Annotated in this window: 10 protein-coding genes; 5 read left to right on the forward strand and 5 right to left on the reverse strand. The window is 62.1% G+C overall.

The features are described 5' to 3' along the window. Window positions 1–11: 11 nt before the first annotated feature. Complete coding sequence (locus tag ACY8D3_RS02090; RefSeq protein ID WP_462381378.1) at window positions 12–812, reverse strand: SDR family NAD(P)-dependent oxidoreductase; 801 nt, start codon at window positions 810–812, stop codon at window positions 12–14. Window positions 813–1,051: 239 nt separating this feature from the next. Between ACY8D3_RS02090 and ACY8D3_RS02095 the strand changes: the two genes are divergently transcribed. Then, window positions 1,052–2,743 carry an Hsp70 family protein gene (locus tag ACY8D3_RS02095; RefSeq protein ID WP_462381379.1) on the forward strand — a complete coding sequence of 564 codons (1,692 nt, stop codon included), beginning with the start codon at window positions 1,052–1,054 and terminating at the stop codon, window positions 2,741–2,743. Window position 2,744: 1 nt separating this feature from the next. Further along, the gene (locus ACY8D3_RS02100; RefSeq protein ID WP_462381380.1) at window positions 2,745–4,394 is read left to right on the forward strand and encodes a J domain-containing protein; all 1,650 of its coding nucleotides are present in this window, start codon (window positions 2,745–2,747) and stop codon (window positions 4,392–4,394) included. Window positions 4,395–4,479: 85 nt separating this feature from the next. Here ACY8D3_RS02100 and ACY8D3_RS02105 read toward each other — a convergent pair whose 3' ends face one another. From ACY8D3_RS02105 to ACY8D3_RS02115, 3 genes are read right to left on the reverse strand one after another with little or no spacing between them, the layout of a single operon-like run. Next, the gene (locus ACY8D3_RS02105; RefSeq protein WP_462381381.1) at window positions 4,480–5,367 is read right to left on the reverse strand and encodes a metal ABC transporter substrate-binding protein; all 888 of its coding nucleotides are present in this window, start codon (window positions 5,365–5,367) and stop codon (window positions 4,480–4,482) included. A 15-nt stretch (window positions 5,368–5,382) separates the two neighbouring features. Beyond that, the gene (locus ACY8D3_RS02110; protein ID WP_462384197.1) at window positions 5,383–6,252 is read right to left on the reverse strand and encodes a metal ABC transporter permease; all 870 of its coding nucleotides are present in this window, start codon (window positions 6,250–6,252) and stop codon (window positions 5,383–5,385) included. A gap of 2 nt (window positions 6,253–6,254) precedes the next feature. Then, the gene (locus tag ACY8D3_RS02115; RefSeq protein WP_462381382.1) at window positions 6,255–7,001 is read right to left on the reverse strand and encodes a metal ABC transporter ATP-binding protein; all 747 of its coding nucleotides are present in this window, start codon (window positions 6,999–7,001) and stop codon (window positions 6,255–6,257) included. A gap of 392 nt (window positions 7,002–7,393) precedes the next feature. Here ACY8D3_RS02115 and ACY8D3_RS02120 point away from each other — a divergent pair, with 392 nt between their 5' ends. Continuing rightward, window positions 7,394–8,653 (forward strand): hypothetical protein, encoded by a 1,260-nt coding sequence (locus ACY8D3_RS02120; RefSeq protein ID WP_462381383.1) that lies wholly within the window; start codon window positions 7,394–7,396, stop codon window positions 8,651–8,653. A gap of 37 nt (window positions 8,654–8,690) precedes the next feature. On the opposite strand, the gene ACY8D3_RS02125 is transcribed toward ACY8D3_RS02120, so the two are convergent. Further along, entirely contained in the window at window positions 8,691–9,551 is an 861-nt protein-coding gene (locus tag ACY8D3_RS02125) for a pirin family protein (RefSeq protein ID WP_462381384.1), read from the reverse strand. A 334-nt stretch (window positions 9,552–9,885) separates the two neighbouring features. On the opposite strand from ACY8D3_RS02125, the gene ACY8D3_RS02130 reads away from it, so the two are divergent. Both ACY8D3_RS02130 and ACY8D3_RS02135 read left to right on the forward strand, forming a co-directional pair. Further along, complete coding sequence (locus ACY8D3_RS02130; protein WP_462381385.1) at window positions 9,886–11,286, forward strand: APC family permease; 1,401 nt, start codon at window positions 9,886–9,888, stop codon at window positions 11,284–11,286. Between the two features lie 176 nt (window positions 11,287–11,462). Beyond that, window positions 11,463–12,422, forward strand: coding sequence for an ABC transporter substrate-binding protein (locus tag ACY8D3_RS02135; protein WP_462381386.1), 960 nt, complete (start codon window positions 11,463–11,465; stop codon window positions 12,420–12,422). Window positions 12,423–12,425: the final 3 nt, after the last annotated feature.

The following is a 12,425-nucleotide window of genomic DNA, read 5'->3' on the forward strand; positions in this document are numbered from 1 at the left end:
GCTGGGCCCATTCAGCTCTGGGCTGAACCCGGTTCGGACCATTCACGGTGCCGCTGGGCCTTCTGGTCCTCGCTCTCGATGCGATTGAGCACCTCGCCCTCGTGCTGGACCTCCGGCCCACCACCGTAGACGTGCTCAAGGCCCTGCATCAGTGCGGCGTAGCCCTGCGCGGCAACTTGTGCGGCGTCGTTCTTGGCGCCCGCGCCAACCTGGGTATCGTCCTCGCCTGCGCGGTGGAAGAAGTTGGTCTCGGTCGGTCCGGGCATCAATACCGTGATGCTAACACCTGAGTCCTTGATTTCATTTCGCAGCGCGAATGCGAAGGAATTGATGAATGCCTTTGAGGCGCCGTAAACCGCTTCGAAGGGGATCGGAGCGGTGGCAGAAATGGACGACGTAAACAGCACCCGGCCGCTTCCGGATGCCACCATGTCAGAGAGGATGCCCTTGGTCAGGCGCACAGTGGCGACGATGTTCAGCTGGATGAGTGAAAGCTCGTCTTCCAGTGCCGTTCCGCCCACGAATGCCCCGCCAAGGCCGACACCGGCATTCAGCGCGACGGCAGCCAGTGGGCGGCCCTGGCTGCGGAAGAAGTCTAGGGCCTGGTCCGCGCCATCCGCCGCACCCAGGTCCACGGCAAGCGTCTGCACGTCCGCACCCAGGGCGCGAATCGTCTCGGCGGCTTCGTCCAATCCTTTGCCACGCGAAAGGAGCAACACGTCGTGCCCGTTGCGGGCGAACTGTTTGGCCAGTTCCAGTCCGATACCGCTTGAAGCGCCCGTAACAGCAGCGAGGGGGCGAGAAGAGGGCATGGCAAATCACCTTTGAAAGTCGAGATAGGTGTTCAAGGGACTCAAGGCGCCCTGGTGAGGCTCCGTGTACCTGACAGGCGCACCCTCGGATTACCTGTTCCTGAACATTGACAGTCCGTCGTCCCTTTTTTTACAGCGTGTGTCATGGATCACCTTTACCCCTGCAGCGTGCGCGGCTCTAATAGCCCGCCGCAGTTCGGGCGTTGGTTCGCCCGTAGATACACAAGGAGCGAACACGGATGATCATTGGCATCGACCTGGGAACCACCAACAGTCTGGTAGCGGTATGGAGCGGCGAAACCGCGCGCCTGATTCCCAATGCCCTGGGCAAGACGTTGACGCCCAGCGTCGTCGGTTTAGACGATCACGGCCAACTCATCGTGGGTGACGTCGCACGCGAGCGTTTGCAGACGCATCCTCACCTCACGACAGCGCTTTTCAAGCGGCACATGGGCAGCGCTCACGAGACGTTGCTAGGCCACCGGGCCTACCGCTCCGAAGAGCTGTCGGCCATGGTGCTGCGTAGCCTGAAGGAGGACGTAGAACGCGCCTTGGGTGAGCCGGTGACCGAAGCGGTCATCAGCGTGCCGGCCTATTTCAGCGACGCACAGCGCAAGGCGACGCGCGTTGCCGGGGAACTGGCCGGGCTCAAGGTCGAGAAACTGATCAACGAGCCAACCGCGGCCGCGTTGGCGTACGGCCTGCATCACAAGGACGAGGCTACGTTTCTGGTATTCGACCTGGGCGGCGGGACCTTCGATGTCTCGGTGCTCGAGCTCTTCGAGGGTGTCATGGAAGTGCGAGCCAGTGCAGGGGACAACTTTCTTGGCGGCGAGGATTTCGATGACCGCCTTGTCCAGCATTTCGTGGAATCGGTTGCGCGTGACGGGTTCCCGGATCTGGATACTGGCGCGTTCCGCCACCGCCTGCGCCGCGAGGCCCAGCGGATTCGTCATGCTCTCGGCCAGCAATCCTCCGCCACGTTCGTGGTCCGCGAAAACGAGCGTGAGTGGTCGCTCGATATCAGCCAGGACGATCTGCTCAAGCTCTACCAGCCGTTGCTCGAGCGGCTGCGTGCGCCCATCGAACGCGCATTGCGTGATGCCCGCATCAAGGCGGCGGAGCTGGACGAAGTGCTGCTCGTCGGCGGGACTACGCGCATGCCGCTGGTACGCAAGTTGGTTGCGAGCCTCTTCGGGCGCATCCCGGCCATGCAGCTCAACCCGGACGAGGTGGTCGCGCAGGGCGCGGCAATCCAGGCAGCGCTAAAGGCGCGCCACGCCTCGCTCGAGGAAGTCGTGCTTACGGACGTCTGTCCCTATACGTTGGGCGTGGAAACCACGGTCAGGCACGGTTTGCAGCATGAATCCGGCCACTACCTGCCGATCATCGAGCGCAACAGCGTAGTGCCGGTCAGCCGGGTCGAGACGGTATGGACGATGTCCGATAACCAGAAAGCCGTGAAGGTCATGATCTACCAGGGTGAAAGCCGCCTGGTGAAGCACAACATCTTCCTGGGTGATATCGAGGTCCCTGTCCCGCCACGCAAGGCAGGGGAGGTGGCGGTCGAGATTCGCTTCACCTATGACATCAACGGCCTGCTCGAAGCCCAGGTGCACATTCCGCTTACCGGAGAGACCCGCAGCCTCGTCATCGAGAACAACCCAGGTGTGTTGAGCCAAGAGGAGATCCGCAAACGCCTCGCGGCGCTTGAGTCGCTCAAGGTCCATCCCCGGGACCAGCAAGTCAACTCGCTGGTGATCGCCCGGCTCGATCGGCTCTACCAGGAAAGCCTGGGGGACCGTCGTGGCTATATCGGCGAGCTCGCGCAGCAGTTTCACCATGTCCTCGAAGGCCAGGACGAACGTGCAATCCGCGAGGCCCGGGCGGCGGTGACCGAGCGTCTGGACAGTTTCGAGCGGGACTTCTGAGATGCATACGACATTCTGGGAGACGCTGGGCCTGGACGACGACGCCGACGAGCGCGCCATCAAGCGAGCCTATGCGAGGCTGTTGAAGCAGAACCGGCCGGATGATGATCCCGAAGCATTCCAGCGGCTGCGCAATGCTTATGAAGATGCGCTTGAGGACGTTCGATGGCGGGCCGAGCAGGAGGATGCGCTCGAAGAGGATGCCTACCCGGCCGCTGCCACGCCGGCTATGCCGGTAACCATGGTCGAACAGGTCGCGCCCCGTTCCCAACCGCTTGATGCCGCCCCGGCGACCTTCGATGTTGATCCATGGTCGGCCTTTACCCTGAACGAAACACCCCTGGCAGAGCCGGCTCCGCCGCCTGTGGATATCGAGGCGTGGTTCGAGCTTCCGCTCGATGAGGCGCTGGAGCAGGCCAGGAATGCCGGGCAGGTAAGAGCGTTCGAGCTGGGATTGCTTGAGCGTTGCGTCGAAGACGGTAGTGTCGAGGTGTTGCCCTGGGCTCAGGAAAACCTGGGCTGGTTTTCCCCCGGTCAGTCGGATTACCTGCCGCGACATGATCTGGAAATGCTGGCGCAGCGGTTGATGACGCAAGCCTTGGGCGACATGCATGAGGCGCTCGTAGGCGGCCAGGAACGGCATGCGATGGCTGTGCTCCAGAGTGCGCTCGCAAGTGATTGGCTGCAGCCGTTCGACTACCGCAGCAGCTTCGAAGCGCGCCTTCTCGATTACCTTTGGCAGGAAGAGACCTGGACGCCCGCGTTCTTCGAGCGTCTTTGCGATCTGTTGGGTTGGCGTGAAGAGCACGGGCACCTCCCGTGTGGCACTGACCAATGGGATGCGCTGTGCCGTCGCTGTGAAGCGTATGAGTTGCATAACGGTTTGAAACGCTCACTGGCCGTTGCAAAACCGACGACGGCGCGGGACAGGGCAGCGTGGTTCCTGCTCAAGCCGATGACGGCGGGTGAAAGGCGACTATTTGCGGACGATCTGTCGGAAGCCGACTGGCAGGCCTGCGTGGAGACCGCCGGGCGCGTCGAGCGTCGCGGCACCGAGCTTGCGAACGAGCTCGAAGGGTTCTACCTGGAGGACTGGCGCGCCTGGTGGCCTCATGGGGGCTGGCGAGCCGCCTATGTTTATATCGCGGTAGTGCTGTCCGTTGCGTTCAGCGCAGTCGGTCTGCTGCGCCGTTCGGTTGATTCAGTAGGAGACGCCTTTGTCACAGTGGCGCTTGCGTCATTCGTCGGCATCATCATGGTCGTCCCGTTGAAGTGGGCGGCAATGATCTGGGCAGCGCTTGCACGCGCCTGTACACGAGCGGACGTCGCTATCAGTGTCCGACTATTCCCCGAAATGGCGCGAGGTGGGGCGGGCGTACTGCTGCTTCGCCACTTGGTGCCGTGCTTCTGCCTGGCAGGGCTGCTCTGGGTGTGGGCGCGGGCTGTTCCGGCCTTGGCAAATACCCTGGCCCTGGGGATGTTCATAGGCAGCCTCAAGTTCGTTCAGACGATCAAGCAGGGTAACTCGCCGACGGCCTGGATATCCGAGCTGTCCGTCCAGCTGCCCTGGCTCGGTAGCCTGCTCAAGCGAGCCTTCATCTTTCTCGCCATCATGATGGTCCTCGCCGCTATTCGAATACTGTTCAGTTGAAGAAGCTCGCACGGCCGGGTGACGGATCTCGGCGGATGGAAAACCGGAGCAAACTGCTCCGGTTTTTTCATTCCTGCGCCAACGATCAGTCCTGTTTCATCGCCTTGACCATCGTGTCGACGTTGTGGCGGAACATCGTTTCGTAGGTCGGTGCAGGGCCATCGGCGTCCGACAGTGACTCGACGTACAGCTCACCGCCTGGTTGCGCACCCGTCGCCTTGGCAATCTGCTGGACGAGGCGTGGGTCGTTCGAGTTTTCGATGAAATAGGCGTGGACGTTCTCTTTCCTCATCTGCTCGATAAGCGTGGCGACGTCTTTGGCGGACGCCTCCGACTCGGTCGATAGGCCCAGCGGCGACAAGAAGGCCACGCCGTAATCGTCCGCGAAGTAGCCGTAGGCACCGTGGGACGTCAGCACCTTGCGACGCGCTTCCGGCACACTGGCGATCTGCTCTTTGGTGTATGCGTCGACCGCTTTCAGGCGCTCCAGGTATTGCTCGCCGTTCGTGCGGTATAGCGACTCATGCTCCGGATCGATTTTGATCAGCGCATCCATGATGTTGTGCACGTACACCTGCGCATTGCGCACGCTGTTCCAGGCGTGCGGATCGGCGCCGCGCTTGCCGTGTTTTACGCGCATCCGGAGTGTGATCCCGTCAGTCAGTATGACCGGCTGGCCCTGGTAGCCCGACGCTTGAATCAGGCGGTCCATCCAGCCTTCCAGATTCAGCCCATTGACGAACACCACGTCGGCATTCTTGAGTGCGCGCGCAGCGTCGGGCGTTGGCTCATAGGTATGCGGGTCGCCATTCTTGCCCACCAGCGAAGAGACGTGCACGTGATCGCCGCCCACCTGATGCACCATGTCTGCAAGAACGGTAAACGAAGCGACGGCCTCGATGGGCTTGGCATTGACCAGCCCGGCGAACACGAGGCCGAGCAGCGCGACCGACCCTATCAATTTCCGTTTCATGGGAGCTTCCTCTTTCTAGTGTGGGAGAGACGGCTGGCTGCGCTTTCGGCGCAGCAACCCTGAGCGGCCGAAGATGAGCGAAATGAAATAGAAGCCACTGGCCGACAGCACGATGGCGGGACCGGAGGCAACCGAGAAATGGAACGAGAGCGTTAGCCCAATGAAGCCCGACAGGATGGCAACAAGGGTCGAGACGGCCATCATGCCGATAAGTGAATCGCTCCAGAACCGCGCGACAGTGGCGGGCAGCATCATCAGGCCAACCGCCATGAGCGTGCCCAGCGCCTGAAAGCCTGCGACCAGATTGAGCACCACAAGCAACAGAAAGAGGATGTGGTACATCGAGCCATTTCCACCCACTGCGCGCAGGAAACCCGGGTCGAAGCACTCGAGCACCAGCGGGCGATAGATCAGTGCCAGCATGACCAGCGTGACCGAGGTGATGCTGCCCACCAGATACAGCGCTGTGTCATCGATGGCGAGGATCGTGCCGAAGAGCACGTGCAGCAGGTCGATGCTCGACCCATTGAGCGAGACGATTAGCACCCCGGCAGCCAGCGAGGTCAGGTAGAAGCTGGCGAAGCTGGCGTCTTCGCGAAGGGTGGTGTAGCGGCTGACGAGCCCCGACAGCAGTGCTACGAGAAGGCCTGCGACCAGTCCCCCGATCCCCATCGCAGGCAAGGAGAGACCCGCCACCAGGAACCCGACCGCAGCCCCCGGCAGGATCGCATGGCTCATGGCATCGCCCACCAAGCTCATACGCCGCAGCATCAGCAAGACGCCGACCGGTCCGGAGCCGAGTCCCAACGCCAGACAGGCCACCAGCGCACGGCGCATGAAGCCGAATTCAGCGAACGGGCGAATCACCGTGTCGTACAGCACCACCATCATGCCCTGTGCCTGGCGCGCTCTGGCGTTGTCCCGGGATCGGCGTGACGGCTGGCTTGCTCGAGGTTTTCCGGCGTGAGGATATCGCCGGTGGCGCCCCAGCCGACGCAGCGGTTGGCCAGCAGCAGCGTTTCCGGGAAATGTTGCCTTACCTGGTCCATGTCGTGGAGCACGGCAATGACGGTTCGGCCCTGCGCATGCCAGCTTCCGACAAGCGCGAGCAGATCGCGTGTGGTGCGCGCGTCAACGGCGGCGAAGGGCTCGTCCAGCAGGATGACCGACGCGTCCTGAAGGAGCAGGCGAGCGAACAAGGCACGCTGGAACTGGCCGATGGACAGGGCACTGATCGATCGGGTGGCAAAGCCATCCAGCCCCACCATCTCCAGTGCCTCGAAAATCCGGTTGCTCTGCCGGCGGAGCAGTCCCCGGAATGCACCCAGCTGACGCCACGCGCCCATCGCAACCACGTCCGCCACGGTCAGCGGAAAACTTTGGTCGACTTGGGCGGCCTGAGGGAGGTAACCGAGTTGGCGAAGGGGCAAACCGCCGAGCCCGATCCGCCCGGACGAGGGCTTGATCACGCCGGTTACGGCCTTGAGAAGCGTTGATTTGCCAGCGCCGTTCGGCCCGACAATCGCAGTCAGGCTTCCGGGCTCGAAGTGGCCGCTGACGTCGCGCACGGCCAGGGCGCCGTCATAACCAACACTGACGCGGTCAAGAGAAAGGCGGGGAGCGCGGCTGTTCATGGGACGGCGCATGCCCAGGCGACAGCGGCCCAAAGTGCACCGATAGCTCCGACGATCAGTAGCAGCCGTACGGGTGCGGAGACGGTTAGCAGCGAGCGGTAGTAGGCTCTATTCATAGCGGATGTAACTCTATGTAAGTGACACGTGTTATAACATAACAACTAAGCGTGTGTACTTGGCGTGCTGCGAATCGGAAGAGGGAACAGGTGTTGTTCAGCGTGCTGACAGGGATTTGGTCGCGTAGACGCGTTGCCCAGCCACCTGCATGCCACGACGGGCAGGGTTCGCTCGGGGGCCGCTTGCCAGGTGACGACCATCGCAACGCACTGGGATTTTTAGCGCGTTTACGGGATGCTATCGGCTTGACCGTACCCTGAGATGCCCGCTTCCCGATGCCACTCGACGATTCGCCGACCCCGCTGTTTTCGAGTTACGACCTTGACGCTTGGCTGGCTCGGCGCCGAGAGAATCTACAGGTCGAGATCGACGGCTTCGAAGCCGGGCGGATTCTCGATACCCCGCGCGACGCGATGCTGGATTACCTGCTGAGTGTCCACTCGGTCGAGCCGCTCGTAGTACATGCTCAGGATTGGTCTACGGACACTGAGGGCGATCAGCCGGTGTTGGGCGAGGCGCCAGACGGCCAGCCAGCCCATCGGTTAGAGATCCATGTGCCATTCGAAGGCGACAGCGAGCTCCTCCAGGTTCGCGTGCCCGGCGTGTCGCCCAGCCGATCGGTGTGCACGGTCGGCCCGCGGAGCCTCGTTATCGAGATCTGGATCAAGCGAGGGGCCGAGCCGCACGCGCGCGTGACGATAGAGCGAACACTCGCCGACATGGAGCGTGCAGCGGTGCGAATCCACGATAACGTTTTGCGCTTCAACGAAGCACTGTCCGGGGTCGCCAGTGGCCTGCTCGACGCCAGACGGGAGGCGCTGCTGGCGCACCGTGAGCTGGTGGCAGCGCTCGGTCTGGACTTGCGGCACCGGCGAACCCATACGCCGTATGGCTACACCGCCCGTCAGCGGCTCGAACTGCCACGGCTTGCGGAGGATCATTCGTCGGAGGCAGTCGCAACGCGGCTGTCCGAAGCCGCGCTCGATGCAGTCGGCCTAACGCTCAGGCATGCGCTGCACCAGCTACGATACAGCCCCCAGGTGTTTGCCGATATGGATGAGAGCGACGTACGCGACCATTGCGTGGTAGGGCTGAACGCCGCCCTCGAAGTGCAGGGTTCGAAGTCCGTGTTTGCAGCCAAGGGGCGCAGAGGGTTGGTACTCGAAGCGCAAGGCCGCCCGCTTTTTGCGGTGCGTTTGGGCCTGTGGAGTGATGCCGCCGCGCTGCGATATCACCTGGATCGGCTACTGGCCGCAGATGCCTCTCACATGGCGCTCGTGATGCTGGCGCCATGGCGCCAAACGGCCTCTACACTTGAGGCCGTAAAAGCCGGTCTGATGTCGCATCCGGATTTTACCGGGCTGATCGATGCTCGACCCGGCACCGACGCGGTTGCCGGGTTAGGGAAAGCAAAAGGCGACGCCGCTCTTCGTATCCTCATGCTGGAGCAGCCCAAGGGCAGCAGCCGTGTCACGTCACGCAAAGCCCGTCGAGCCACGCCCACTGGCGAAGATCAGATGGGCTTCGGTTTCTGAACAAGACTGGGGCGCCTCAAGAGCCGCCTAGTCCGTATCAGGACGGGTCGACCTGAAACTTGCCGGCTCGGTAGTCCGCGATCGCTTGATGGATCTCGTCGGTTGTGTTCATGACGAATGGCCCGTGCGCCACGACGGGCTCCTCGATCGGATCGGCATGGCCAAAAAGCACCAAGGCATCCTCCGTCGCGTTAAATTCGAGCGTATCGCCGCCTTCGTTCATTTCAGCGAGCTGATAGGCGCGCATGTCTGCATCGCCAACGCGTACGCTGCCACGTACCACATAAAGGAAGACGACGCGGCCGCCCAGATTCTCGAAGCGAATTCGACCGCCAGTATTCAGCGCAACCGTACTCATGAAAACGCTTGTCAATGAGGCCACTGGGCCTGTTTGGTCACCGAGTCGTCCGGAGATGACGTTCACTTCGCCGAGGCCGTCATCGGTGCGAACGGCGGGGATCTCGTCGCGCTGCAGGCCAACGTAGCGAGGCGTGGTCATCTTGAGCCGGGCAGGCAGATTGACCCATAACTGCAGGATCTCCAGTGGCCCGCCGCGCTTTTTGAATGCCTCGGGTGACAGTTCGGAGTGGACCAGGCCGCTGCCTGCCGTCATCCACTGGATGCCGCCCGCCTCGATGATGCTTTCATGACCACCCGTATCGGCGTGTGCCAACTCGCCCTCGAGGATGAACGTGACGGTTTCGAATCCGCGGTGCGGGTGTGGCCCGAAAGGCAGTCCTCGGTTGTTGGCGGGGTAGACCTGCGGCCCATGGTGGTTCAGAAACAGGAATGGGTTGAGGTGTTCCAGGGTCGGGCCTGGCACTGGCCGGCGGGTGGTCAGGTCGGCGATGTCATCGCGAATCGCCTCGTGGGTCCGGCGGATGGTGAGTGAGGTCAAGAGTGTCTCCCAAGGCGTTGTTGCCTCACTTTGTAGCACCGTCCGCCTTGCGCGTGCCAATTGCTGGTCTCGATAGTCGCTATCAAGGTGTCGCCAATGACATCGTCAGGTCGTTGGCGAGGTGCCCTTCAAGGCCGTTTCATGCAAATATTCGACTGGTCGGTCACGATTTGAACGTGTAGGCGTCGTGAACCCCCGCTGGTGGCCGCCTAGGGCCCGCCATCCGCGCGCTGCGGGGACCTATGCCTGCATGTACACGTCCTGTAACTTCCCGACCCGGTGCGTCAGATGACTGAGGCGCCGTGAAAGATAACTAGAAAGCGGAGTGGTGCTCATGTCTTCAACTCAGGGAAATGCGAACGAGCTCGTTCGCGTGCTGGCGCGCAAGGACGTCCTGGCGCTGGCATTTGGCGCGATGATCGGCTGGGGCTGGATCGTGCTTACCGGCAAGTTCATCGTGGAGGCCGGCAGTATTGGCGCGGTAATCGCGTTCATTCTGGGCGGCGCCGCCATTGTGCTGGTTGGCCTCACTTATGCCGAGCTTGCCTCGGCCATGCCGCAGGTGGGTGGCGAGCATGTCTACAGCTACCGAGCACTGGGCCATTTCGCCTCGTTTATCTGTACCTGGGCAATCGTGCTGGGATACATCAGTGTTGTGGCGTTCGAAGCGGTTGCGCTGCCCACGGTCGTGCAGACGCTTTTCCCCAACTATCCGGTAGGCCATTTGTGGACCATCGCCGGTTGGGACGTGAAGTTCTCCTGGGTAGCGGTGGGTGTGATCGGCTCTGTCGTGATGATGGTCATCAACTATGTCGGCGTCACCATGGCTGCGCTTATCCAGCGCCTGGTTACGCTGCTGATCCTGGTCGTGGGTGTACTGTTCATTACAGGCGCCCTTTTCCAAGGTCATGTCGCGACGCTCGACCCGCTGTTCACGGGCGGCTCCGCCGGCATCATGGCCGTACTGGTCATGGTGCCGTTCCTGTTTGTCGGTTTCGACGTGATCCCGCAGGCAGCCGAAGAGATCAACCTGCCGTACAAGGAGATCGGCCGTGTCCTGACAGCGTCGGTGATCCTTGCGGTGGTGTGGTATGCCCTTATCGTCTTCGGTACATCGCTGATGATGCCAGCGAGTGCGCTCGGCGGGGACGTTCTGGCCGTGCCGGCTGCGATGCAAGCGGTGTTCAATACGCCATGGGCCGCCAACCTCATGATCCTGGCGGGTGTGGCCGGCATCATCACCAGCTGGAATGCCTTCTACATCGGGGGCTCGCGCGCCATCTATGCCCTCGCGCATGCCGGGATGCTGCCTGGATTTCTCGCCAAGCTGCATCCGAAATACCGTACACCAACCAATGCAATCCTGTTGATTGGCATCCTGTCCTCACTCGCACCCCTGCTGGGCCGGCCGGCAATGGTCTGGTTCGTAGACGCGGGCGGGCTCGGCATCGTCATCGCCTACTTCTTCGTCGCACTGTCGTTCCTCGTCCTGCGCTACCGTGAACCGAACATGGAGCGGCCGTTCCGTGTAGCCCAAGGCAAGACCGTCGGCGTTATCGCCGTGCTGCTTTCGGCTGTCCTGGCCTGCCTCTACCTCCCAGGTAGCCCCGCTGCGCTGACCGGCGTGGAATGGCTTGTGTTCGGCGGCTGGATGATTGGTGGGCTGATCATGTACGCCTGGGCCCTCAAGCGTTTCGGCAAGGATTACACCGCGAGCCGAATGAACCGCAGCTGACGATATCGCCCGCTCCGGAAGACGCCTTAGGTAGCGACATCACTGCCTGCCGAAGCAAAAGCGAAGCGGTGCGAGAACATCCACCGACGCGAACGGTCGCATTCCCATACGCGCTGCGTGGCGAATAGCCCGCAGCGTACGGGATTGCCAACGGGACGGAGCGCCGGACGATGCGGATGAAGATGAAATGGCTGGGTATGGTCGGGGCGGTCGGGCTTTCATTGGCCGGCCTGCCTGCCCAGGCGGCAGGCTGGTGCGAGTCCGGGAAGCCGGTGAAATTCGGCGGCCTGAACTGGGAAAGCGGGATGCTCCTGACAGATCTCATGCAGATCGTGCTCAAGGAAGGCTATGGCTGCGAGACGGACAGCCTGCCGGGCAACTCGATCACACTGGAGCAAGCGCTCGGGAACAATGATATCCAGGTGTTCGCGGAGGAGTGGATCGGCCGCAGTGACGCGTGGAACAAGGCTGCGCAGGCTGGCAAGGTCGTGGGTGTCGGCGCACCGATCGAGGGCGCGGTCGAAGGCTGGTATGTGCCGCGCTACGTTGTCGAGGGTAATGCCAAGCGCAGCGAGGAGGCCGAGGCGCCAAACCTCAAGACGGTGGCAGATCTCGCGCAGTACGCAGAGGTGTTCCGTGATCCCGAAGAGCCTTCCAAGGGTCGCTTCTACAATTGCCCCGCCGGCTGGACCTGCGAGCTGGAAAACAGCCGCATGCTGGACACCTACGAGCTAAACGAGCATTTCACCAATTTCCGCCCCGGAACGGGTCCTGCGCTGGACGCTGCCATTCAGTCGAGTTACCGGCGCGGTGAGCCAATCGTTTTCTATTATTGGTCACCAACCCCGCTGATGGGGCAGTTGGATCTGGTCAAGCTCGACGAGCCGGGCGCGAACAAGTCAATTCAGATTCAAGTCGGGCTGTCGAAAGTATTCCACGACGAAGCGCCCGAGATCGTCGGCGTGCTTGAGAAGGTCAACGTGCCGATCGATCTGCTGAACCAGAATCTCGCCCAGATGGCCAAGGAGCGTATCGACGCGCGTGTGCTGGCCGAGACATTCCTCAAGGAGCATCCCGAGGTCTGGCACGAGTGGGTCAGTGATGAGGCTGCTCGCAAGATCGAAGCCTCACTCTGAATC

It is taken from the genome of Pseudomonas sp. Marseille-QA0892 (assembly GCF_054950135.1).